Source organism: Flavobacterium haoranii (assembly GCF_009363055.1).
Taxonomy (GTDB): Bacteria; Bacteroidota; Bacteroidia; order Flavobacteriales; family Flavobacteriaceae; genus Flavobacterium; species Flavobacterium haoranii.
In genome coordinates, this window is the sequence record NZ_CP045292.1 from 2,550,311 (window position 1) to 2,575,437 (window position 25,127).

The window sequence follows — 25,127 nt, forward strand, 5'->3', positions numbered from 1 at the left end:
TCACATCAAATAAATTATGGCAAAATCAGCGCTTTTAAAGTCATCTATTGCAAAAAAATACTGGATGGCTCTTACAGGTTTATTTTTATGCTTGTTTTTGGTAGGTCACTTACTAGGTAATTTACAATTATTAATGCCAAATGCTCATCAGAAATTTAATGAGTATGCATTATTTATGACCACAAATCCTGCAGTAAAAATTCTTTCTTACGTTACGTACATTTCAATTTTGTTTCACGCTGTTGACGGATTTTTGTTAACATTACAAAACAAAAAAGCGAGACCAATAGCTTATGCTAAAACAAATCCAGGTGCAAACAGCGGATTTGCTTCTAGAAACATGGCAATTTTAGGAACATTAATTTTAGTGTTCATTGTTACGCACATGGTCAATTTTTGGGCTAAAATGCATTTTGACAAGAAAATGCCATTAATGACTACTTCAATAACATTGCCAGGTCAACCGCAACCAAAAGATTTTTATGTTGGAACTCAAGTTGGTCAATATTATATGGTTGAGCAAGTTTTAGCTGATGGAGAAAAGGATGATGCAACAAATCCTATGATGAAAAAGCCAATGAAACTTATTGGTACCGATATGTATAATGCAAATGCTAATGTAAAAGTGGGTTCAGTTTATAAAGATTTATATAAAGTAACAGTTGATTTCTTTAAAGATCCAAAAATTGGAATCTTTGCAACTTTAGGGTATGTGTTAGCAATGTTTGTTTTAGCATTCCACTTATGGCATGGTTTCCAAAGTGCATTTCAATCATTAGGAGTAAATAATAAATTTACACCAACAATTAAATTAGTTGGTAAGGTTTTCGCAGTAGTAGTGCCACTATTATTCGCAATTATTCCTCTTTATATTCATTTTGTTTTAAAATAATCAATACTTACAATCATGAAGTTAGATTCTAGAATACCAGAAGGACCATTAAAAGATAAATGGACTAATCATAAAAATCATTTAAAATTAGTTGCTCCTAATAACCGTCCTAAAATCGATGTAATTGTTGTGGGTACTGGTTTAGCTGGAGCTTCGGCTGCAGCTTCATTAGGAGAAATGGGATATAATGTAAAAGCATTTTGTTTTCAAGATTCTCCACGTCGTGCACACTCTATTGCAGCGCAAGGAGGTATTAACGCAGCAAAAAATTATCAAAACGATGGAGACTCAATCTACCGTTTGTTTTACGATACAATTAAAGGTGGTGACTACCGTGCTCGTGAAGCTAATGTTCACCGTTTAGCAGAAGTTTCTGGAAATATTATCGACCAATGTGTGGCTCAGGGTGTTCCTTTTGCTCGTGAATATGGTGGAATGTTAGATAACCGTTCTTTCGGTGGGGTACAAGTACAACGTACATTTTACGCTGCTGGTCAAACAGGTCAACAATTATTATTAGGAGCTTATTCAGCTTTATCACGTCAAATTGGTTTAGGTCGTGTTAAAATGTACAACCGTCACGAAATGCTTGAATTAGTAAAAGTAGATGGTAAAGCTCGTGGAATCATTGCTCGTAACTTAGTTACAGGTGAAATTGAAAGACATTCAGCTCACGCTGTAATTATTGCTTCAGGCGGTTATGGAAATGTTTATTTCCTTTCTACTAATGCAATGGGAAGTAACGTAACAGCTTCTTGGAAAATTCACAAACAAGGTGCTTTATTTGCGAATCCTTGTTATGTGCAAATTCACCCAACATGTATTCCTGTTCACGGTACAAATCAATCTAAATTAACGTTAATGTCTGAGTCATTACGTAACTCAGGACGTATTTGGGTTCCAAAGAAAAAAGAAGATGCTGAAGCTATTAGAGCTGGAAAATTAAAACCAACTCAAATTGCTGAAGAAGATAGAGATTATTACTTAGAAAGAAGATATCCTGCTTTCGGTAACTTAGTACCTCGTGACGTTGCTTCACGTGCTGCTAAAGAGCGTTGTGATGCAGGATATGGAATTGAAGCTAATGATACTCAAGAAGGGGTTTACTTAGATTTCTCTACTGAAATTAAAAATAAAGGTAAAGAAGTAGCTTATGCAAGAGGTAACCATAATCCATCTGAGGAAGAGATTATCAAATTAGGTAAAGAATGGATTGAGGAAAAGTATGGTAACTTATTCCAAATGTATCAGAAAATTACTAATGAAAATCCATATGAAACTCCAATGAAAATATATCCTGCTGTTCACTATACAATGGGTGGTGTTTGGGTTGATTATAATTTACAATCTACAATTCCTGGTTGTTTCGTTGCAGGGGAGGCTAATTTCTCGGATCACGGAGCAAATCGTTTAGGGGCTTCTGCATTAATGCAAGGTTTAGCTGATGGATATTTTGTATTGCCTTATACTGTTTCCAACTATCTAGCTGATGAAATTCGTACAGGTAAAATCTCAACTGATTTACCAGAATTCGCAGAAGCAGAGAATAGGGTTAAAGGTCAAATAGATAAGTTCTTAAATAATAACGGTTCTAAATCGGTTGATCATTTCCATAAAAAATTAGGTCACATTATGTGGAATAAAGTTGGTATGGGGCGTAATGAACAAGGATTAAAAGAAGCTATCGAGGAAATTGCTCAATTAAAAGAGGAATTCCATAAAGATGTGTTTGTTCCAGGAAGTGCCGACGAACTTAACCCTGAATTAGAAAAAGCACTTCGTGTGGCTGACTTTATTGAATTAGGCCAATTAATGGCTATGGATGCTTTACAACGTAAAGAATCTTGTGGAGGTCACTTTAGAGAAGAATATCAAGATGCAGAAGGTGAAACTCTTCGTGATGATGAAAATTTCTCATTCGTTGGAGCTTGGGAATATAAAGGAGACGACATCAGTAAAGAAGAATTACACAAAGAAGAATTGAAATACGAATTCATCAAAATAGCAGCTAGAAATTATAAATAGTAATTAGTCATTAGTAAAAAGTAAATAGTAATTGGTTTTAAAATTTACAAATCACTAAAGGCTCATCACTAATCACTTAATAAGAAAAATTATGGCTTCAAAAAATATAAATATAAATCTAAAAATTTGGCGTCAAAAAAACGCTAAAGATAAAGGACAACTAGAAACTTATAAATTGGATAACGTTTCTACAGATAGTTCATTTTTAGAAATGCTTGATCAATTGAACGAACAATTGGTTAACGAAAGAAAAGAACCAGTAGCATTTGATCACGATTGTCGCGAAGGAATTTGCGGTATGTGTTCATTATATATTAATGGACGTGCTCACGGACCAGATACAGGAATTACAACTTGTCAATTACACATGCGTATGTTCAACGATGGTGATACTATTTATGTAGAACCATGGAGAAGTAAAGCGTTTCCTGTAATTAAAGATTTAGTTGTAGATAGAAGTGCTTTCGATAGAATTCAACAAGCGGGTGGTTTCGTTTCTGTGAATACATCTGGAAATACTATCGATGCAAATGCAATTCCGGTTCCTAAAGCTGATGCAGACAAAGCTTTTGAAGCTGCTGCTTGTATAGGTTGCGGTGCTTGTGTTGCTACATGTAAAAATGGTTCAGCAATGTTATTCGTAGGAGCAAAAGTTTCTCAATATGCATTATTACCTCAAGGTAAAGTTGAAGCAACACAACGTGTTTTAAACATGGTACGTCAAATGGATGAAGAAGGATTTGGTAACTGTACCAATACAGGTGCTTGTGAAATCGAATGTCCTAAAGGTATTTCTTTAGAAAATATCGCACGTATGAACCGTGAATATTTATCGGCAAGTTTAAAATAAAACTATTTGTCATTCTGAACTTGTTTCAGAATCTAAATATAAACCTGTTAGCTTTAATGTTAACAGGTTTCCTTTTTTCTATTACATTTGTAAAAATTAAACCCTTTCTATGAAAGTAGCTATTCTTCAAACCGATTTAGTTTGGGAAAATCCAATATACAACCGATTAACAATTGAAAGTAAAGTACTTTCGTCTGATAAGAAATTTGATTTATTGGTCTTGCCCGAAATGTTTACATCTGGTTTTACTATGAATCCTGAGCGCGTTGCTGAAACCATGCAAGATGAAACTATTCAGTGGTTAAAAAGTTTGGCTAAACAAAAGAAAACAGCAATTATAGGAAGTTTAGTAATTCAAGAAGAAAATCAATATTACAATCGTTTGGTTTTTGTAACACCAAAAGGAACTGTACAACATTATAATAAGCGTCATTTATTTACTTTAGCTGGCGAAGAAAAGGTTTATACTAAAGGAGCAGAAAAGGTGATTTTTGAATATAAGGATTGGAAAATTTGTCCGCAAGTTTGTTACGATTTACGTTTTCCTGTATTTGTAAGAAATGTAGAAGATTACGATTTGTTGGTTTATGTTGCCAATTGGCCTAAAATAAGAACTCAAGCTTGGGATGCATTATTAAAAGCGAGAGCAATTGAAAACATGACTTTTGTAGTTGGAGTTAACCGAGTTGGTAAAGATGTAAATGGACACGATTATATTGGTCATTCTCAGGTTTTAGATGAATTAGGAAACGAATTAATAGCTCCTTTTGAAGAAAATGGCATTCAAGTTGTAACCCTTAGTAAAAAGAAGTTGCAAGATTCTAGAAATAAGTTTAATTTTCTAAATGATAAAGATAATTTTGAACTTTTAGATTAAGGCTTAAAAATCTTGATCCCAATTCCAGTTTGCTCTAATGTCAATTGTCGTTGGGAAATATTGAATTTCTTCAGCTTGTCGTTTTTCTAAATAATTTCCAGTATCCCAAACTCCATTTCCATTGTCGTCATAAATAATGCGCAATGTGTAAATATTGGGTTCCAATGCTTCAAATTCTAGATTTTTTTCACCTTTTGAAACGGCACTCGCTACAACATCACCTTTTGAATTTAGTACTTCAAGAATTAATGGAAATCTTTTTGCTGATTTTAGATTTACAAATAAGTTTCCATAATCAGATAGTGAACGTGTATTAAAACTGAATTTTAAAGTGTCATTTTTGTTGCCTAAATAATCTTCAACACTAGCTGGAAGTAATTGTAAAGAATATTTTTGGTTTTCATCTTTCTTAAAAGTAAATAGAACTTCTTGTTCAAATTCTTTATAGTTTAAACCAAAGTCTAAAGCAACAGAATCTTTATTAATTAAACTTATTTTACTTTTATCAATATTTTTTAATGGAAGCGTTGTTTTTAAACGCAGTGTATCTCTAAAATGAATGGTTCCTTTTTGTGCTAAGTCTACAATTAAAGTATCTTTTTCTTTAATGTTTTTCTTCAATTTACTAACAAATGATTTTTTAAAATCATCTTTTTCTACAAAAAACTCTAATGAATCCGCTTCAATTTTAGGAAGAAATAATTGAATAGAATCTTTCTTTTCTTGTGCAAACTTGGTGAAGATTACTGGAAGAATTTCATCTCCTTTTTTTGCAATTATTTTGGCATTTTTAGGATTTCCCTCAAATCCCATGAAAAATTTATTTTCAGTTTCTTGAGTAGGTTTAAGAGCTTTAAATTTAGTTTTTTCTTTAAATAGTTCTAATTCAAAAACTGTATCATTTGGAATAGTAATTTTATTCTTAAGGAAACCAATTTTATCTTGCTTTGGATCAAACTTGTAATTGTTGTTTTTGTCTTTTAAAGCTACAATATAATAATCACCAGCTTTTAAATTTTCTAATGCAAATAATTTTAAACTGTCAAGTGTATTGGTAACATATAAAGGAGATTCTTTATATACGGTGCTATCAGAAAAAGTTTGTGCATCGTATAGTTGAACCGATACAAAATTATCAGGTTTCATTTCTACGGCGTCTTTTATTTTTCCCATTATTGCTAAAGAATCGATGTAGCTTCCTGTTGAAAACACATAACGATATTGAGAATAAGGATTTCCTTCGTTATTATCGGTAATACTTTGACCAAAATTTAAACTATAAGTCGTATTAGGTTGAAGAGTGTCTAATATCTTTACCGAAATAAATTTACTTGCACTTCCTTGCGGAACGATAATAGGTTTACTCTTTAGAGGAGGTGAAATGATAAGTTGTTTGTTAATGTCTTTAATTTTAATCAATTCGTTAAAGACAATTTTTATTTCTTTTCCATCAAAGTTGGTAGTATAGTTTTCAGGGAAAGAATTTACAATCTTTGGAGCAATGGTGTCTTTTGGACCTCCTGTGATTGTTCCTCTTTTGGCACAACTTCCTAATGTTAGAATGGCAATGAAAAAAACCGTGAAAACTAAAACATAAATGTTCTTCATGGAAAATAAATTTGATACAAAATAACAACTATTATTCTAACTATGCCAAATTTTTAATTGAATTTAAGATTGTGTGTAGCCAATGGTTAAAATGCTCACTTTCGAGTTAGGAATTTTTAAAATGGCTTTACCACATTTTTCGAGAGTTGCACCTGTTGTAATGATGTCGTCAATGAGCAAGTAGTGTTTGTTGTAATCGCTTTCTTGAAACTTACACTCAAAAATATTTTCCTTATTATATTGTCGTGAGTCTTTATTTTTTTGGGTTTGAGTTTTTGTGTAAACATTTCTAATTAATAAACTATCATTGTAAGTTATGTTTAGGTTTTTAGAAATGGCTTTTCCAAAACTTTCTACTTGGTTGTATCCTCTTTCTTTTAAACGTTTAGGATGTAGTGGAACTGGAATAATAGCATCTACTTTTTGATTGATGATAAATTCTTTAATTTCAGCCGACATTAAGTCCCCTAAAATAGTTCCAACTTCTTGTTTTCCTTTATATTTTAATTTATGTATGGCTTCTTGAACGATGCCCTCTTTTTGAAAATATAAAAAGGAAATTCCAAATTCAATTGGCAGTAACCCTTCAAATTTTTTTGTAGTATCATTCTTATGGTTTTTCCAATGATAGGTATAAGGTAGGTGATGTAAACATTTACTGCATATAGTAGTCTCATTTGTAAGGAGTAGCGTATTGCAACCCACACATAAACGAGGATATATTAAATTCAACAGATTTTTTAGCATTTTATCGAATTTGATTATAATAAAAATATAAAATAACTTAATTTGGTAAAAATAACCCATCCCACATGCCTTTTAAGTCTAAAAACATATTAATGTTTTCTTTAGTCATAACCTCATTTGTGGCTATCTTCTCTTTTGTAAATTTTTATAAACTTAAAAAAGAAAATGAAGATTTGAACAAATTACTTCAAGAAGAAAAGAAAATTTATAAAGTTCAGTTAGAAGAGCTAGAAGATAGTATAAAATTAAGTGAACAGGAACTTTACAAATCTCATGTTAAATCGCCAGAAGTTATCGAGGCAGATTCCTATGTATCGGCAGAGATTTTAACAAATGAAGAAATTAGTGTGGAAGCATTAGAAATTCAAAATAAAAAAATCGAAAAAGAAATTAGTGAGTTAAAAACCATAATTGATAAAAATAACAAATCAATTGTTGATTTAAAGAAAAACACCAAAGCCGGAGAAAAAATAGTTGATAAAATTAAAGCATTAAATGTAAATGCTCGTGGTGTTAAAGTAATGTCTGATTTTTACAAAAACACTAAAGAAAATAAAATCCAAGAAATTAGAGTTTGTTTCACTCTCGAAGCAAATGAGTTTGTAAAAGAAGGAAATAAAAAGATTTTCGTTCAAATTGTAAATCCAAATGATCAAATCATTTCTTCACATATTTTAACAGATACGGTTGCTAGTAATCAAACATTAGAATATAGTTCTCATGTAAATACATTTTACAATCAAAAAGACACTGATGTTTGTGTTTATGTAGATTTAGAGAAAAAGAAAACAGTAAAAGGCGTGTATAAAGTTAAATTATTTCACGGTTTTGATGAAATAGGTGCTACTACATACGAATATCAGTAAAATATTCCTAAAATTCTTTTCACATTTGTATTCCCTTTTTTTACTTTTGCAAGATGGCAAAACAAGATGATATTTTCAAAAATGTAATTTCGCATGCAAAAGAGTACGGATATATTTTTCCGTCTAGCGAAATATACGATGGATTAAGTGCGGTTTACGATTATGCACAAAACGGTGTTGAATTAAAGAAAAACATTCGCGACTATTGGTGGAAATCAATGGTGCAAATGCATGAAAATATTGTAGGTATTGATGCTGCAATTTTTATGCATCCTACAACGTGGAAAGCTTCGGGTCACGTAGATGCATTCAACGATCCACTTATCGACAATAAAGATTCTAAAAAAAGATATCGTGCCGATGTTTTAATTGAAGATTATGCTGAAAAATTAAACCAAAAAGCACAAAAGGAAATTGAAAAAGCTAAAGCTCGCTTTGGCGATGCTTTTGATGAAGCTCAATTTGTAACTACTAATGAGAGAGTTAAAGGATATTTAGACCAAAAAACGGTGATTCTACAAAGAATGGCGAAAGGTTTAGATGCTGGAGATTTAGCTGATGTTAAAGCATTAATCGAAGAATTAGAAATTGCTTGTCCAGAATCTGGTTCTAAAAACTGGACAGAAGTTCGCCAATTCAACTTAATGTTTGGAACAAAATTAGGGGCTTCTGCAGATACTGCTATGGATTTATATTTACGTCCAGAAACCGCTCAAGGTATTTTTGTGAACTTCTTAAACGTTCAAAAAACAGGAAGAATGAAAATTCCTTTTGGTATTGCCCAAACAGGTAAAGCGTTCCGTAACGAAATTGTTGCGCGTCAGTTTATTTTCCGTATGCGTGAATTTGAACAAATGGAAATGCAATTCTTTGTGAAACCAGGCGAAGAAATGAAATGGTACGAATACTGGAAAACAACACGTTTGGCTTGGCATAAATCACTTGGTTTAGGTGCTGAAAATTACCGTTTCCATGATCATGAAAAATTAGCACACTATGCAAATGCTGCTGCTGATATTGAGTTTAATTTCCCATTTGGATTTAAAGAATTAGAAGGAATTCACTCAAGAACCGATTTCGATTTAAAAGCGCACGAACAATATTCTGGTAAAAAATTACAATATTTCGATACTGAAGAAAACAAAAACTATGTGCCTTACGTAGTAGAAACTTCTGTTGGATTAGATAGAATGTTCTTGGCAGTTTTCTCAAAATCGTTACAAGAAGAAACATTAGAAGATGGTTCTACAAGAACAGTTTTACGTTTACCATCAGTTTTAGCGCCAACAAAAGCTGCAGTTTTACCATTAGTTAAAAAAGATGGTTTGCCTGAAGTTGCAAGAGAAATTGTAGAAGATTTAAAATGGGATTTCAATGTCGCTTATGACGAAAAAGATGCAGTAGGTCGTCGTTACCGTCGTCAAGATGCATTAGGAACGCCATTTTGTATTACTGTAGATCATCAAACATTAGAAGATAAAACCGTTACTATTCGCCACCGCGATACAATGGAACAACAACGTGTTGCAATTTCTGAATTAAGAGGAATTATCAACAATGAAGTTTCAATGCGTAATTGGTTAATGAAAATGTAAGTTCTAAGTACGAGTTACGAAGTAAGATATACAAAGTAAAAATCCCAAATGTCAGTCTGAGCTTGTCGAAGACACATTTGGGATTTTTTATTTTAAAACTGCGACTGAATACTGTGACTGCCAACTATTCAGAAAGTGCATTCCAGCCACGCGCTTTTAAAGCAATTTTAGTATTGGCTCTTGTAATTAAATGCATGCCTTCTTTAGCCTCAGTCATGTGACCAATAACTGTAAAGTTTGGATTTGCTTTTATTTTATCAAAATCTTCCATTTTAATAGTGAAAAGCAATTCGTAATCTTCACCACCGTTTAAAGCTACAGTTGTTATATCAATATTGAATTCTTCACAAACATTAATTAATTGTGGATCGGCAGGAATTTTCTCTTCAAATAAATTACAACCCACATTACTTTGTTTACATAAATGAATAATTTCCGATGAAAGTCCGTCCGAAATATCAATCATAGATGTTGGCTTAACTTCTAATTTTTCTAAAAGTTCTTTAATATCTTTTCGAGCCTCAGGTTTTAATTGACGTTCTATTAAATACGAATAAGGTTCTAAATCGGGTTGGTTGTTTGGATTTACTTGAAATACTTGTTTTTCGCGTTCCAAAACTTGTAAGCCCATATAGGCTGCACCTACATCTCCAGTAACTACTAACAAATCATTTTGCTGTGCACCATTTCTATAAACAATATCGTCTAAGTTAGCTTCACCAATGGCAGTGATGCTAATAATTAATCCTTTTTGAGAAGATGTAGTATCGCCACCTATAATATCTACATTGTAAATTTTGGCTGCCAACTTCATTCCTTCGTACAATTCTTCAATAGCTTCCAATGGAAAACGATTTGAAACAGCTATAGAAATAGTAATTTGAGTTGGCGTAGCATTCATTGCGCAAATATCCGATACGTTTGCCACAACTGCTTTGTAGCCTAAATGTTTTAAAGGCATGTATGCCAAATCAAAATGAACACCTTCCACTAATAAATCAGTTGAAACTACTGCTTTTTTGGTTCCAAAATCTAATACGGCAGCATCGTCTCCAATACTTTTTATGGTAGATTCTTGAGTAATTTCAATGTTTTTCGTTAAATGTTCTATTAAACCAAATTCACCTAAGTTTTCTAATTGTGTTTTTGGTTGATTTTTATCTTCTAACATGTCTTTAAATTTTTTGCAAAGATAATAACATCTTTGTCAACCTGAACTAGTTTCAGGTTCTTTTACTGTTATTGCGTCAGTTCGAGTGTTTTTTGTGTAATTAAATGAAACAAAAAATGTATCGAGAACTTAAAAAAACATAAAACTTCTCGATATGGATTTTTCACTTTGTTGCAAATCCTACTCGAAGTGACGATATATTTATTATCATTGCCATATAGCCTCATTGGCTAATTGTCTAATTCCTTCAGTTTTTCAAAAATTAAATTCGATTCGTAACCTTTACGAAGTAAAAAATCGACAAACTTTTTATTTTTTTTAGGACCTTTTTGTTCTTTGATAGAGTGCCAATGTTTCTCGGCTAGTGAATTGAAATTATCAAAATAAGTTTCAGTTGGAATTTCACTTAAAGCTTCGGTTATAATTCTAGAACTAATGTCTCTAAATTTCAGTTCTTGAGTAATTCTATTTTTACCCCAATTTTTATAATTGTGTTTTCCGCGAGCAAAACTTTTAGCAAAACGCGCTTCATTTATGAAGTTGTTTTCGATAAGATAGGTTAAAACTTGTTCTTTTTCTGAAATGCTTAAAGAAAACGAATATAATTTTTCTTCCACTTCTTTGTAACAGCGTTCTTGGTAAGCACAAAAGTATTCCATTTTGTGGTAGATTTCTTTCAATGAAAAAGTGGATTTGTTAGTTTTCAATTCGTTAACAATTTAATAATGTAGTAAATATTTCGTAAACAAAAAATTATGTTTTACCTTTGTAGGCTTTTTTTTAAATGAGGAAGGCAAATTTTAACCCCTAAATTTTTCATTTAATCATCCAAATTTATGAAATTAAAATTATTTATTGTTGCCTTGTTTTGTTCGGTTTTGAGTTGGGGACAAATAGCAGCATGGGATTTTACTGGTGAAGGTTCGACTACAAATACGACTTCTACAGCTGATGTTTACAATGCTTCTTTAGATGCTTCTAATTTGTTGACAAGAGGTGCTGGGGCCGCTTATAGCGGTGCTGGTAATTCTTTTAGAACAGTTGGTTTTCAAAATAATGGTATTGCAACAACTAATACCGATTATTTTCAATTTACACTTTCTGCTTCTGCCGGAAATACATTGTCTTTAACTACTTTAGATGCAAGATTTGCTGGAACAGCAACTTTTGCTGCCTCTCCTGGGGTGAGTTCTCAGTTTGCTTATAGTTTGGATGGAACAAATTTTACTTTAATAGCTTCGTCTCAAATAACAATTGGTACACCAGCAACTTTAACACAAATAAATTTGTCAAGTATTTCAGCTTTACAAAATGTTTCTGATGCTATCACAATTACAATAAGATATTATGCTAGTGGACAGACTACAACTGGTGGTTGGGGTTTTAATTCTCCAACTAGTGGTCAATATGGTTTGGCAATAGGGGGACTATTTCTCCTGCAACTTCAAATACAATTACAACAAATACTGCAATTTCAGGTAGTCCTTTTTGTGTTAATGCGTCAACTAGTGCTTCTGTTTCTGTGCCTTTTACAAGTACAGGTACATTTACTGGGAATACTTATACAGCTCAATTATCAAATGCTGCTGGAAGTTTTACTTCTCCTGTGAGTATAGGAACTTTGATTAGTGATGCTAATAGTGGTACAATTTCGGCAACTATTCCAGCAGGAACTGCTGCAGGAACAGGTTACAGAATTAGAGTAGTTTCTAATAATCCTACGGTTTTTGGTACAAATAATACGGTTGACTTAACAGTTCAGAATTCTGCAACAATTACTGTAAATCCATCAACTTCGGTTCAAAATTTATGTCAAGGAAATAGCGCAACTACTTTGTCAGTTACAGCAACAGGTACAACATTGTCTTATCAGTGGTATAGTAATACAACAGCAACAAATTCTGGTGGAACGCCAGTTGGTACAAATAGTGCTAGTTATACCCCTAGTACGGCAACAGCTGGAACATTATATTACTATTGTGTGGTTACAGCAGCTTGTGGGAGCCCAGTAACTAGTAATGTATCTGGAAGTGTAACAGTTAATGCGATTCCTGTAACACCATCAGGAACTATAACTCCAACTCAAAATTGTGGGAATACATCTTTAAATTATTCTGCGCCAAGTGCATCTTTATATTGGCAAACTTCTGCTACAGGAACGAGTACGACTTTTCCAACAACATCGGCTTATAGTGTAACAACTAATGGTACATATTATGTAAGAGCTTTTAATGGAACTTGTTGGTCAACTGGAACTGTTTCACAAGCGGTAACAGTTATAAATGCAATTGTTATTAGCACTCAGCCTTCAAACCAAGCAACTACTGTAGGTGCCACAGCTACTTTTTCAGTAACTGCTTCTAATGGAGCTGGATATCAATGGCAAATTAACACAGGAAGTGGTTGGAGTGATATTAGTGGTGCTACATCTGCAAGTTATACTACACCAGCTACTACGTTGGCTATGAGTGGTTATCAATATCAGGTTGTTGTTACTGGTAATGCACCTTGTGGAAATGTTACTTCGTCAGTGGCTATTTTAACGGTTACAGAACCTCCTTGTCTTACTTCAAGTTTTACGGGTTGGGCTCATGCATATGGTGATTGGACTCATAGTGAAAATGGTACATGGACGGCAGTTAGTATGTTTGCTGGTGGCGGGCAAATACAGATGAATGATGTAGGAGATTATTTGGAATTACCACCATTGAATAATCCTGCGTTACTTACTTATGATGCTGCTTTAAGTTCTTCTCCTAGTTCTAACAATAGAATCAAAGTACAATATTTTAACGGAAGTGTTTGGGTTGATGTTCAGGAAGATACATGTACTTCTACATCTTTTACAACATTTACCATATCTTTTCCTCCTGTTGTTCAAGTCATGCCAAATGTTAGGGTGAGATTGTATAGATCTGCTGATGATAGAACACATTACATCGATAATTTAAATGTTTATTGTGGGCCAACATGTACACCACCAGCTGATCCGGTAGGAACTATTTCAGGTGTAACTCCGGCTTGTAATTCAACTACGCTTACTTATTCAGAATCTGCTGTTGCCCCTGTTGAATTTTATTGGCAAACAACTTCTATGGGAACAAGTACAACTAATAATGCAAATTCGCCATTAGTAGTAACTACTTCTGGTGATTATTATGTTAGGGCTTTTAATACAGCAACAAGTTGTTGGTCTGTAGCAGAGGTTGGGTCATACACGGTTACAATAAATACGCCTGCAACAATAACAACTCAGCCTATAGATGCTTCAACAATTGAAAATGGAGGAGCGAGTTTTACTGTTGCAACAACAGGTACGGGTTTAAGTTATCAGTGGCAAGTAGATACAGGAAGTGGTTTTGTAAATGTAATCGATGGGCCACAATATTCAGGGAGTAACACAGCGTCTCTTTCAATTTCAAATGCTACCTTGACTATGGATGGTTACGTGTACCAATGTGTGGTAACTTCGGCTTGTGGAAATGTAACTTCAAATAGTGCAACTTTAAGTGTAATAGCTGCTACAGGAACTTCATTTAACCCAGGAGAGTTAGTGTTTGTAGGATATGATGGTCAAGTAAATGGTAGTGGTGGTGGTGCTGCAGATGAATATCTTATTGCTACTTTAGTAGATATGATTCCGGGAACAACATTTACATTAGTAAATTCACGTTTCGAAGCTGGAGCTCCTGCAAATGTTAGAACGAACAAATGGGGAGGTGGAGGAGACTTCGCAGAAGAAGCACCATATGTTGCAGAACTTACTTATAATGGTTTAACTATAATCCCTGCTGGTTCTGTTTTGCGTTTTGAAACAAATGGTGGTGGAAATTGGTTTGGTACAGTAGAAGTAACAATAGGTACAACAATTACTGATATTACGGCTGACTTTTCAGGCTCAACTAATCCTAGTTTCAGTCCAAATATTTCTACTTCGGGATCAGATCAAATGTTTTTAATTCAAGGTGCTTTTACTTTTGATGGAACACTTGATGCAAATGAGGCCAATTATTATTTATCAGGGACCTTGCTTCATGGTATTACCAATAGAGCTGCTTGGGTACCTTTAACGGATGCTTGTAATGGAGGTAGTTCAGGAGGTAATTCAAGAGAGTCAAGATTACCTTCTGAATTAACATGTTTTAATGTAGAAAATGCAAGTTCAGATGCAGTAAGTGCATTTTATGAAAATGATAAAGAGCATGGTATCTCGACTATTCGTCAAATTGTATTGGCATTGTCTGATGTAAGCAATAACTGGACATTAGGAACAGGAAGATATACCATTGATCCAGCTAGTTCATCGTCAACTAGAGCAGGGAAAACTTTTTTAATAGGACCAAGTAATCCTCCTGGTCAATGGGTAGGAAATGTGAATACCAACTGGTTCGATTGTGCCAATTGGGAAGGTTTAGCTGTGCCAAAATTAACTACAAACGTAACAATTTCTTCAAGCTCCGTTAGAGATGCTCAAGTAGATTTTACAGCACCTTATTCTGATTTATATAGTGATATTGCTGTTTGTAATGATATTACAATTTCGGATAGAAAACTAATTGTAGAAGGAAATGCGAATAATATTTTAAATGTATATGGCAATTTAGTAATAACGGCAACAGGTGTAGTTGATATGGACGACTCTAATGCTGGGACTGCTGATGGAACTATTCATTTATACGGTGATTGGACAAATAATGTAGATGAAACAGCTTTTGAGGAAGGAAATGGAACCATTCATTTTGACGGAACTGCGGCACAAATTATAAGCAATGTGGCTCCTGAAGGAACAGAAATATTTTACGATGTAGTAATGAATAACGATTTTACTACAAGTGTGTCTAATAATTTAATTGCTACTGGTGACTTATTGGTTGTGGCAGGTAAAACAGTTACGGTAAACGGTAATGATTATGTTCAGGTAAATCATGATTTAACAAATAATGGAATATTTAATGTTTTAGATGACGGTTCGTTAATTCAAGTGGATGATACAGGTGTTAATACAGGAGACATTTCATATGAAAGAATCACAACAGGAAATAATTTAGATTATGTATATTGGTCATCTCCTGTTGAAGGCGCAAATACACCTGCATCTGGATATATTTACAGTTGGAATCCTACTGTTGCTAATCCAAATGGTGGTTGGGGTAATTGGATTTTATCTAGAAACACATCAATGGCTTCAGGAGTAGGATATATTATGCGAGATGTTTTTTCGAGAACTTTTGCTGGTGTTGCACGAAATGGAGTGGTTCAGCCTACAATTGCCAGAGCTAATAATACAGGTCCAGATTTTGCGGGTACTAATGGTACTACAATTACTAATAAAGACGACAACTGGAATTTGGTAGGGAATCCATATCCATCTGCAATTAGAGCTTTAGATTTTATTACTTTAAATACTAATATTGAAGGAGCTGTAAGAATTTGGACACATGGAACAAATCCATCAACATCTATATCAGATCCTTTCTACGATAGTTATGTATACAATTATACGCCAAATGATTATATTGTTTACAATGGAACGGGTACATTAGAAGGTCCTGCAGGATTTAATGGTTTTATTGCTGGAGGACAAAGCTTTATGATTAGTATGTTAGACGGACCAGCCGCAACAAGTACTGTTACATTTAATAATGCTATGCGTAGCAGAACCTATAACAACGAACAATTTTACAGAACTTCAAATTCAAGTACTCGAGATGCATTAGATACAAATGGAGAAGAGAAAAATAGAATTTGGTTAGATATTATAAATAGTAACAATCAATCGGCTAGAACACTTGTAGGTTATGTTACTGGTGCAACATATCTAAAAGATAGAGTTTATGATGCTGTTACCAATGTTTTAGCGAATGTTATGAATATTTATTCGGTTCTAGATAACGAAAGAATGACTATTCAAGGTAGAGCTTTACCATTTGATAATACCGATAAAGTACAAATTGCTGTTAACATTACAACAGCAGGAAATTACTCAATTGGAATTGGAGCAACAGATGGATTATTTACACAAAATCAAGAAATTTATTTAGAAGATACCGAATTGAATATTATTCATGATTTAAGAACGTCGCCTTACACTTTTTCAATAGCTTCAGGTGAATTTAAAGATAGATTTGTTTTAAGATATACAACTGAAACATTGTCAAATGAAGATTTCGATACAAATAATAACGATATTCTAGTATACAGTAACGAAACTTTAAATGTAACTTCAAATAAGTTGAATATTAAGGCGGTTACAGTTTATAATGTAATTGGTCAATTATTGGAAAATAAAAAATTAAATAATACGCCAAATTTTGTTTCAAGTTTAGTAAAAGGAAACCAAGTTCTAATTGTAAGAGTTGAATTAGAAAACGGTGTAACTGTTGAAAGAAAAGTTATATTTTAATTAAGATATTTTAAAAAAGTATTTATTAAAAATCATAATTTTAATAAAAAAACAAAAGGCTAGTAAATGTTTACTAGCCTTTTTTGCATTTCATTGATTTTTTTTACACTTTGACTGTTTTTTAAACAATTTTTTTAAATTTGCCTTTCAATACAGTGAAGTTATTAACCCCAAATTATTCAGAAAGAAAAAAACACTACTTAGTTTAGTAGCTTTTTTTGGTTGTTTAGTTTCCTTTTCTCAAACAGGAAGTGCTTGGAAACAAGTGGAAAAACCAAGACTTGGGATTTCGGAAGGTGTTAGAAAATCTAATATGCCTTCAGATTATAAACTTTTTGAGTTTGATTATACAAAATTCAAAAGTAAATTAATAAATGTTCCAAAAAGAGGCGAATTTTTTGGTCAGTCAAGTGTAATTGTTTCAGTTCCAAATCCTGATGGAACTCTAACTGACTACAGAATTATTGAGGCTTCAAATTTTGAAGATATTTTACAAGATAAATTTCCTGAAATTAGATCATTTGCAGGTAATGCAGTAGATAATTCAGGGTCAGTAATAAGATTTAGTGTATAGCCTTATAATGGTTTTAGTTCTTTAGTTAGAAATAATGATGGGTCTACATATATAGTAGATGCTTATTCTTTAGATTATAAAACTGTTGTTGTTTATGACAGAGTTTATGCGCGTAAATCTAACGAAAAATTTAACTGTACAACAACAGAAGAAGCTGTAAAAGAATTTGGTCAAAATATTCAAGGGAATAGTTATGATACTCAAAGAGATGCTGATGACAGCCAATTAAGAAGATTTAGAATGGCACAATCTTGTACCGGAGAATACGCAAATTATTTTGGAGCTACCAATGCATCGCAAGTAAATTTAGTTTTAGCGGCATATAATGCTACTTATACAAGAGTTAATGCCTTGTTTGAAATGGACTTTAATGCTACAATGCAAATTACAGCAAACTCGGTAAATGTTATTTATTATAATGCTTCAACAGATCCATACTCCCCTTCAACAAATATGGATCCTTGGAATTTAGAGTTAATGAATACGTTAAGTTCTGTTTTAGGAAATTCAACTTTTGATATTGGTCACTTGTTTGGAGCCTCAGGCGGTGGTGGTAATGCTGGTTGTATAGGTTGCGTTTGTAGTAATGATATGTCAACTTATTCATACATGGGACAAACATATCCGAACGCTTATAAAGGAAGTGGATATACTTCTCCAGCAGATGGAATTCCAATGGGAGATAATTTTGATGTTGATTATGTGGCACACGAAATTGGTCATCAGTTAGGAGGAAATCATACTTTCTCATTTAGTACTGAAAACAATGCTGTAAATATGGAGCCTGGTTCTGGTGTTACTATTATGGGTTATGCTGGTATTACAGGTGCGACTGATGTGGCTGAACATTCAATTCCAATTTTTCACGCAGGATCGATAGATCAAATTACAACTAACATAAAAAGTAAATCTTGTCCTGCTCAAATTCCCACAGGTAATGCTGTCCCAGTTGTAACTGTACCCGCCACTACAAAAACTCTTCCTAGAGGAACTGCTTTTAAATTAACTGGCACAGCAACAGACGCTGATATTAAAGATGTTTTGTCTTATTCTTGGGAGCAAGTAGATGATGCTTCAACGGTTGGTGCTGCTGCTTCATATCCTTCAGAAACTAAAACAAATGGACCAAATTTTAGATCTTTTATGCCAAAAAACTATGGTTCTAGAAATTTCCCAAGACTCGCTGACCATGTAAAAAATGGTATTACAGGTAATCCATGGGAAATCGTGCCAAATAATCCAAGTGCAAATAGAACATTAAATTTCAGGTTAACAGTTAGAGATAATCGTGCTGGTGGAGGTAATAATAAAGGTGCTAATGTAGCTGTTACTTTTGACAGAAATCGTGGTCCATTTTTAGTCACATCACAAAACATATCTGGTATTAGTTATACTCAAGGTTCAACCCAAACAGTTACTTGGTCGGTAAATAATACGAATACTATGACTGGTGCTGCTAATGTAAACATTAAGTTGTCTACTGATGGAGGTCAAACGTTTCCAATTACATTAGTAGCTAATACTGCAAATGATGGAACACAAACAGTTACTATACCGAATGTCTCTGCTCCATTTTGTAGAATTTTGATTGAACCTACAGGAAATGATTTTTACGCAATAAATACAAATGATTTTGCAATTGGCTATACAGTTACTACAAATACTACATGTGACCAATATTCATTTACTCCAAATTTAGCAATTCCTGATGGTCAAGCAAGCGGTGGTTATGGAACGGTTGTTGGTTTTAATACAAATATTCCAATGACAGATACTATTTCAGATGTAAATATTTTAGATTTAAATATGACCCATACTTATATGTCAGATGTTACTTTAGTTTTAAATCATCCTGATGGAACTCAATTATTATATATAGATAATGTTTGTTCAAATAGAAATGGCTTTAATAATACCGATTTAGACTCACAAGCAACAAATACTATAAATTGTGGTACGAATACAAATAGTGTAATTGGGGCAGGACCATTTCAGCCTTCATCTTCTTTTAATATTTTTAATGGGAAACAAGCAAATGGGACTTGGCAGTTTTTAGCTGCTGATTATTTTCAAGGTGATACAGGAACATTAAATTCTCTAGTTTTAGAAGTATGTACTAGTGATACAACTATTACAGAAGCTCCAAATGCTTGTGGGGTGATTACCACTACTTGGAATGGTTCTTCTTGGTCAAATGGCGCTCCTTCAAAAAGAGTTGCTGCAATAGTAAATGGAAATTTATCTTCAACAGGAGATATCGAAGCTTGTTCTTTTACTGTTAATGGTACAGCTCAAGTAGTAATCAATCCTGGACATTCTTTAAAAGTAGGAGAAGGAGTTACAGTAGCTCCAACTGCCTCTTTAACAATTGAAAATAATGCAGCTTTAGTTCAGTTTTCTAATACTGCAACAAATTCAGGAAATATTATTGTGAAGAGAAGTTCTACTCCAATGATTCGTTTAGATTATACAGCATGGTCTTCACCAGTTGCTTCACAAAATTTATTAGCGTTTTCACCAAATACGGTGACAACTCGTTTTTATCAATATTTATACACGGGTACAACTACACCAACAGCTTATCAATCAATTGATCCAACAACTAATAGTTTTGCTAAAGGTAAAGGTTATATGATTAGAGTAGCTAACAACTGGTCTTCTTCAACACCAACGGTTTATAATGGGCAATTTACTGGAGTTCCAAATAACGAAATTGTAAAAACTCCTGTTGGCATTGGATATAATTTAATTGGAAACCCTTATCCGTCACCAATTGACGCAAATATGGTTTTATTGAGAAACCCTAAGATTGATGCTTTATATTATTGGACTCATAATGTGCCACAAGATGCATCTTATGTAGCTCAAACAAATTATGCTTCTTATACAATTTTAGGTGGAACTGCTGCATTTGGAAGTTCAAAGATTCCAAACAAAACTATTCAAACATGACAAGGGTTCTTTGTAAGAGCATATGATTTTGGAAGTGCTATTTTCACAAATGATCAAAGAGTAAATGCTTCCGTTACATCTCAATTCTTTAGAACATCTCAAGCTAATAGAACTACAGTTACTCCAGTTGAAAAACATAGAGTTTGGTTAAACTTAAATGATAACAATACTTCTTATAACTAAATTCTTGTAGGTTACATGGAAGGTGCAACAAATGCTGTTGACAATGCGATTGATGGTAAGATATTAGACGATACTAAACCAATGATTTACTCTGTTTTAAATAATGAAGCTTATGTTATTCAAGGTCGTGCTTTACCATTTAATGATACTGATGTAGTAGCTTTAGGATTTAAAGCATTAGAAAAAGGAACTTATGTTATTAATTTAGATAATGTAGATGGTGTTTTTTCAGCTCAAGATATCTTTATCAAAGATAAATTTATTGGAACTACTCATAATTTAAAAGAAAGCGGTTATTCATTTATTTCAGAAGCTGGAGATTTCAAAAACAGATTTGAATTGGTTTACAAAAAAGCATCTACTGAAATAGTTTCAAATGAAAATGAAGTTTTAGTATTTAAAAATAACGGACAAATTGTAATTAATTCAACATCAGAAAAAATTGCAAACATCCAAGTTTTTGATATTCAAGGTAAAATTTTGTTTCAAGAAAATTTAAAAGCTAACGAATATAGAGTAAAAGGATTAACAGTTTCAAACCAAGCTTTAATTGTTAAAATTCAGCTTTCAAATGGTGAGAAAGTTGCCAAAAAGATAATTTTCTAAGTATTATATGATTTTTTAAAAAAGCTCAATCTCACGATTGGGCTTTTTTATTTTAGGTAAGTGCAGCTTTTTTTGTAATTTTGGAATTATTCAAAAAATAACAATGGAAAATATAAAACAATACGTTCAACAAAATAAAGAGCGTTTTATAAATGAATTAATTGAACTTTTAAAAATTCCTTCAGTAAGTGCTGATAGTGCTTATGCTCATGATGTTATCGCTACAGCGGAAGTGATAAAAGAAAGTCTTGAAAAAGCTGGAGTTGATTTCGCAGAACTTTGTGAAACACCAGGTTATCCTATCGTTTACGCTGAAAAGATTATTGATAAAAACCTGCCAACAGTTTTGGTTTATGGTCATTATGATGTGCAACCACCAGATCCAATGGATTTATGGACATCGCCTCCTTTTGAACCAGTGATTAAAACAACTGATATTCATCCTGAAGGGGCAATTTTTGCTCGTGGTGCTTGTGACGACAAAGGACAAATGTACATGCATGTAAAAGCATTTGAATATATGATTCAAAACAATTGCTTGCCATGTAATGTGAAGTTTATGATTGAAGGTGAAGAAGAAGTTGGTTCTAAAAGCTTAGGTTGGTTTGTAGAACGTAATCAAGAGAAATTAGCAAACGATGTTATTTTAATTTCTGATACTGGAATGATTTCTAATACGCAACCATCAATTACTACTGGTTTACGTGGTTTAAGTTATGTAGAAGTTGAGGTTACAGGTCCAAATCGCGATTTACATTCAGGATTATATGGTGGAGCAGTGGCAAATCCAATTAATATTTTAGCTAAGATGATTGCTTCACTTCACGATGAAAATAATCATATTACGATTCCAGGATTTTATGATAAGGTAGAAGAATTATCTGCTGAAGAGAGAGCTGAAATGGCAAAAGCACCTTTTTCTTTAGAAAATTATAAAAAGGCTTTAGATATAGCTGATGTTTATGGTGAAACTGGTTATGTTACCAATGAGCGTAACTCAATTCGACCTACTTTAGATGTAAACGGAATTTGGGGTGGTTATACTGGTGAAGGAGCCAAAACGGTTATTGCAAGTAAAGCGTATGCTAAAATTTCGATGCGTTTAGTGCCAAATCAAGATTGGGAAGAAATTACAGAATTGTTTACAAAACATTTTGAAAGTATAGCTCCAAAAGCAGTAAAAGTAAAAGTAACGCCTCATCATGGTGGACAAGGTTATGTAACCCCAATTGACAGCATTGGATACCAAGCTGCGAATAAAGCGTATACAGAAACTTTTGGAGTTCCCGCAATTCCAGTTCGTTCAGGAGGAAGTATTCCAATTGTGGCGTTATTTGAGAAGGAATTAAAGAGTAAAACCATTTTAATGGGATTTGGGTTAGACAGTGATGCAATTCACTCTCCAAACGAACATTTTGGAGTTTTCAATTATTTAAAAGGAATTGAAACGATTCCATTATTCTATAAGTATTTTACTGAAATGAGCAAATAATAAAAATCCCGATGTAAATCGGGATTTTTTGTTTGTTGTCAGTTATTATATGTTTAATACTTATCTCATACATATCCCGTACATATCCCGTACATATCCCATGTAAGACTTATAAAAGACATTAATGAATATCTTTATCTTTTTCTAATAAAGTAAAATCCATTCATTATGAGCAAAATAATTCCATTCGGCTTTTGCCATGTCATAGTTGGGATCGATTAAAACTTGTTTAGGTTTGTCATTAATGGAGTTTTTACAATCTATGTAAATTGAGATGTTTTTTCCTTCGTATTCTTTTTTAATTCTCTGGCAGTATTGCCAAATAAAATCAGGTTTTACTGCTAATTGTTTTGCTTGAATGTAGGTTAAATTTTTAAGATAATCGTATTGAAATTCTTTTTGGGTTTCATTATCAACGATTTTAATTTTAATATCACCAGTTCTTTCACGCAGCATTACACGCCAACTTAATCGATGCCCTTCTTCTGACCATAATACATCGCCTTTTATTAAATAATGTCTCAATGGTAATAGAAGTTGAAGTATTAAAAATGGTAAAGCAAAATAATAGACCAATTTCTTACTTGAATCATTTGTTGTGTTAACAATTTCATTTTCTTCTTTAAAGAATAACTTTCTTATTTTTTTGGGTTCGAAAAAAAACACTGAAAAACTTAATGCTATGTATGGAAAAATGCCAATTCGCAACGTGTAAGAATCGAATAAAATACCCGCATAAGCAAATGAAAGGTAAAACCATTTTTGAGAAAATAATTCTAAAAAATTAGGTCTTGATGTAATTCTTTGAAGTAAGATTTTTGCAAATGCTCCGTCTAGCCAATCAGGATAAAATTTTGCAAATGCGGCATAAGTATAAACAATACCAATTAATGAGATAAAGAAGAATATTATCCATTGAGGAATTGTGGTGGCTTTTTTTACATAACCCAATTTTACATCTAAAGATTTTTCTTGATTTGCAGGTAAGAAAATCATTATAGAACTAATTACCAATAGTAAATAATAATGATTGTAATAAACATCTTTTTGCATGAAGTAAACTCCACTAAGTAAAATGGTAAAAAGTATAATATTAAATCGATATCTAAAACCTAACATGATGCCAATTCCAGTTAAGCCAATTAACCCGAAATAAAAATACATTCCATTCCCAGGAAGCGGTTGGAGCCAATCGAAACCAATAAAATTGAAGGTAAATTTGGGTTGAATTAAAATTGCTTCAATCCAGCCATGAAAAATGGCCATTAAACTTTCGCAAGTAATTAAAAAACCAAGTAATATTCGGAAAATAATTAAGGCAACGCCATCAATATTTTTGAATAATAGTTTATTCATTTTAGAGATTAAGATATGACAAAGTAAATTCTTTATCCTTTTCTATCTGAACTTTTAATTCTTCAACCGAATCAAATTTTAATTCTTTTCTAATGTATTTTATAAAGGAAATCGTAAGAGTTTGGTCGTATAAATCTTCATCAAAATCTAAAAAATAAACTTCTAAAGAATAGTCTTTATCAGTAAAGGTTGGATTATTACCAATGTTAATCATTCCATAAATTGTTTGCCCTTTGTATAAAGAAGAAACAATATAAACTCCATTTTTTGGAACTAATTTATAATCTTCTGGAATCTCAATGTTAGCAGTTGGGAAACCAATAGTTCTACCAATTTTTTTACCACCAATAACTTTGCCTGAAAGGAAATAATCGTAACCTAAATATTGATTTGCAAGTTCAATATCACCATTATCAAGTGCATTTCTAATTTTAGTTGAACTTATTGTTACTTCATTTAGTTCTTCGGCAGAAATTTGTTCAACTTCAAAATCATAAATTTTACCAAAATCGATTAAATCATCTATTGTTGCAGTTCTATTTCTTCCAAATCTATGGTCGTAACCGATTATGATTTTTTTAATATGAAGTTTATCTACTAAAATATTTTTTACAAATTCTTCAGCGGATAATCTTGAAAATTCGTTATCAAAAGGATGGATTATTAAATTTTGAATGCCAATTTTGTTTAACAATTCCGATTTCTCTTCAATAGTATTCAATAATTTAAGATTATGATCTTTTTGTAAAACCATTCTTGGATGCGGAAAAAAAGTTAAGACTAAACTTTCTAAGTTTTTCTCACTTGCTTGCGTAACAAGTTTGTCTAATATTGCTTTATGTCCTAAATGAACTCCATCAAAAGTACCTAGCGTAATAATGCTATTTTTTTCGCTTTTAAAGTCCTGAAGGTTGTTGTAAATTTTCAAAA

The 25,127-nt window shown here is 32.6% G+C and carries 18 protein-coding genes; 12 read left to right on the forward strand and 6 right to left on the reverse strand.

Features of this window, described 5'->3' with window-relative positions:
- Positions 1-16 precede the first annotated feature (16 nt).
- The 4 genes from GCU34_RS12035 (at position 17) to GCU34_RS12050 (ending at position 4,644) form a co-directional block, all read left to right on the forward strand.
- Entirely contained in the window at positions 17-892 is an 876-nt protein-coding gene (locus tag GCU34_RS12035) for a succinate dehydrogenase cytochrome b subunit (protein ID WP_072781743.1), read from the forward strand.
- A 15-nt stretch (positions 893-907) separates the two neighbouring features.
- Positions 908-2,917, forward strand: a complete 2,010-nt coding sequence (locus GCU34_RS12040) for a fumarate reductase/succinate dehydrogenase flavoprotein subunit (RefSeq protein ID WP_072781741.1) — start codon at positions 908-910, stop codon at positions 2,915-2,917.
- Between the two features lie 91 nt (positions 2,918-3,008).
- A complete protein-coding gene (locus tag GCU34_RS12045; RefSeq protein ID WP_394332669.1) occupies positions 3,009-3,767 on the forward strand; it encodes a succinate dehydrogenase/fumarate reductase iron-sulfur subunit in 759 nt (252 codons plus the stop codon).
- A gap of 109 nt (positions 3,768-3,876) precedes the next feature.
- Positions 3,877-4,644 (forward strand): amidohydrolase, encoded by a 768-nt coding sequence (locus GCU34_RS12050; RefSeq protein WP_072781737.1) that lies wholly within the window; start codon positions 3,877-3,879, stop codon positions 4,642-4,644.
- A gap of 3 nt (positions 4,645-4,647) precedes the next feature.
- Here the strand turns inward: GCU34_RS12050 and GCU34_RS12055 are convergent, their stop codons facing one another.
- Together GCU34_RS12055 and GCU34_RS12060 are read right to left on the reverse strand one after the other, a co-directional pair.
- Entirely contained in the window at positions 4,648-6,252 is a 1,605-nt protein-coding gene (locus tag GCU34_RS12055) for an Ig-like domain-containing protein (protein ID WP_072781735.1), read from the reverse strand.
- A 63-nt stretch (positions 6,253-6,315) separates the two neighbouring features.
- Positions 6,316-6,999, reverse strand: coding sequence for a ComF family protein (locus GCU34_RS12060; protein ID WP_072783381.1), 684 nt, complete (start codon positions 6,997-6,999; stop codon positions 6,316-6,318).
- A 92-nt stretch (positions 7,000-7,091) separates the two neighbouring features.
- Here GCU34_RS12060 and GCU34_RS12065 point away from each other — a divergent pair, with 92 nt between their 5' ends.
- Both GCU34_RS12065 and GCU34_RS12070 read left to right on the forward strand, forming a co-directional pair.
- Complete coding sequence (locus GCU34_RS12065) at positions 7,092-7,865, forward strand: hypothetical protein (RefSeq protein ID WP_143146169.1); 774 nt, start codon at positions 7,092-7,094, stop codon at positions 7,863-7,865.
- Positions 7,866-7,918: 53 nt separating this feature from the next.
- Entirely contained in the window at positions 7,919-9,460 is a 1,542-nt protein-coding gene (locus GCU34_RS12070) for a glycine--tRNA ligase (protein WP_072781731.1), read from the forward strand.
- Between the two features lie 124 nt (positions 9,461-9,584).
- On the opposite strand, the gene thiL is transcribed toward GCU34_RS12070, so the two are convergent.
- The gene (thiL, locus tag GCU34_RS12075) at positions 9,585-10,631 is read right to left on the reverse strand and encodes a thiamine-phosphate kinase (RefSeq protein ID WP_072781728.1); all 1,047 of its coding nucleotides are present in this window, start codon (positions 10,629-10,631) and stop codon (positions 9,585-9,587) included.
- 230 nt (positions 10,632-10,861) lie between these two features.
- Entirely contained in the window at positions 10,862-11,290 is a 429-nt protein-coding gene (locus GCU34_RS12080) for a regulatory protein RecX (protein ID WP_072781726.1), read from the reverse strand.
- 177 nt (positions 11,291-11,467) lie between these two features.
- Here GCU34_RS12080 and GCU34_RS12085 point away from each other — a divergent pair, with 177 nt between their 5' ends.
- From GCU34_RS12085 to GCU34_RS12110, 6 genes are all read left to right on the forward strand, one after another.
- Positions 11,468-12,241, forward strand: a complete 774-nt coding sequence (locus tag GCU34_RS12085; protein ID WP_152378472.1) for a hypothetical protein — start codon at positions 11,468-11,470, stop codon at positions 12,239-12,241.
- Positions 12,154-17,034 carry a hypothetical protein gene (locus GCU34_RS12090; protein ID WP_152378473.1) on the forward strand — a complete coding sequence of 1,627 codons (4,881 nt, stop codon included), beginning with the start codon at positions 12,154-12,156 and terminating at the stop codon, positions 17,032-17,034. The genes GCU34_RS12085 and GCU34_RS12090 overlap by 88 nt, the downstream gene beginning before the upstream one ends.
- Before the next feature lie 265 nt (positions 17,035-17,299).
- Positions 17,300-17,608 (forward strand): hypothetical protein, encoded by a 309-nt coding sequence (locus tag GCU34_RS12095; RefSeq protein ID WP_072781720.1) that lies wholly within the window; start codon positions 17,300-17,302, stop codon positions 17,606-17,608.
- 177 nt (positions 17,609-17,785) lie between these two features.
- Entirely contained in the window at positions 17,786-20,560 is a 2,775-nt protein-coding gene (locus GCU34_RS12100; protein WP_262489052.1) for a reprolysin-like metallopeptidase, read from the forward strand.
- Between the two features lie 198 nt (positions 20,561-20,758).
- On the forward strand, positions 20,759-21,349 hold the full coding sequence (locus GCU34_RS12105) for a T9SS sorting signal type C domain-containing protein (RefSeq protein WP_072781715.1): 591 nt from the start codon (positions 20,759-20,761) through the stop codon (positions 21,347-21,349).
- 103 nt (positions 21,350-21,452) lie between these two features.
- Entirely contained in the window at positions 21,453-22,841 is a 1,389-nt protein-coding gene (locus tag GCU34_RS12110) for a dipeptidase (RefSeq protein WP_072781713.1), read from the forward strand.
- 144 nt (positions 22,842-22,985) lie between these two features.
- On the opposite strand, the gene GCU34_RS12115 is transcribed toward GCU34_RS12110, so the two are convergent.
- Positions 22,986-24,197 (reverse strand): HTTM domain-containing protein, encoded by a 1,212-nt coding sequence (locus GCU34_RS12115; RefSeq protein WP_072781711.1) that lies wholly within the window; start codon positions 24,195-24,197, stop codon positions 22,986-22,988.
- 1 nt (position 24,198) lies between these two features.
- Positions 24,199-25,125 carry a bifunctional riboflavin kinase/FAD synthetase gene (locus tag GCU34_RS12120; RefSeq protein WP_072781708.1) on the reverse strand — a complete coding sequence of 309 codons (927 nt, stop codon included), beginning with the start codon at positions 25,123-25,125 and terminating at the stop codon, positions 24,199-24,201.
- Positions 25,126-25,127: the final 2 nt, after the last annotated feature.

What these genes read in the sequence shown, in the direction of transcription:
- GCU34_RS12035 (WP_072781743.1), top strand. Translation starts at nt 17, where the DNA reads ATGGCAAAATCAGCGCTTTTAAAGTCATCTATTGCAAAAAAATACTGG.
- GCU34_RS12040 (WP_072781741.1), top strand. Translation starts at nt 908, where the DNA reads ATGAAGTTAGATTCTAGAATACCAGAAGGACCATTAAAAGATAAATGG.
- GCU34_RS12045 (WP_394332669.1), top strand. Translation starts at nt 3,009, where the DNA reads ATGGCTTCAAAAAATATAAATATAAATCTAAAAATTTGGCGTCAAAAA.
- GCU34_RS12050 (WP_072781737.1), top strand. Translation starts at nt 3,877, where the DNA reads ATGAAAGTAGCTATTCTTCAAACCGATTTAGTTTGGGAAAATCCAATA.
- GCU34_RS12055 (WP_072781735.1), bottom strand. Translation starts at nt 6,252, where the DNA reads ATGAAGAACATTTATGTTTTAGTTTTCACGGTTTTTTTCATTGCCATT.
- GCU34_RS12060 (WP_072783381.1), bottom strand. Translation starts at nt 6,999, where the DNA reads ATGCTAAAAAATCTGTTGAATTTAATATATCCTCGTTTATGTGTGGGT.
- GCU34_RS12065 (WP_143146169.1), top strand. Translation starts at nt 7,092, where the DNA reads ATGTTTTCTTTAGTCATAACCTCATTTGTGGCTATCTTCTCTTTTGTA.
- GCU34_RS12070 (WP_072781731.1), top strand. Translation starts at nt 7,919, where the DNA reads ATGGCAAAACAAGATGATATTTTCAAAAATGTAATTTCGCATGCAAAA.
- thiL (WP_072781728.1), bottom strand. Translation starts at nt 10,631, where the DNA reads ATGTTAGAAGATAAAAATCAACCAAAAACACAATTAGAAAACTTAGGT.
- GCU34_RS12080 (WP_072781726.1), bottom strand. Translation starts at nt 11,290, where the DNA reads ATGGAATACTTTTGTGCTTACCAAGAACGCTGTTACAAAGAAGTGGAA.
- GCU34_RS12085 (WP_152378472.1), top strand. Translation starts at nt 11,468, where the DNA reads ATGAAATTAAAATTATTTATTGTTGCCTTGTTTTGTTCGGTTTTGAGT.
- GCU34_RS12105 (WP_072781715.1), top strand. Translation starts at nt 20,759, where the DNA reads ATGGAAGGTGCAACAAATGCTGTTGACAATGCGATTGATGGTAAGATA.
- GCU34_RS12110 (WP_072781713.1), top strand. Translation starts at nt 21,453, where the DNA reads ATGGAAAATATAAAACAATACGTTCAACAAAATAAAGAGCGTTTTATA.
- GCU34_RS12115 (WP_072781711.1), bottom strand. Translation starts at nt 24,197, where the DNA reads ATGAATAAACTATTATTCAAAAATATTGATGGCGTTGCCTTAATTATT.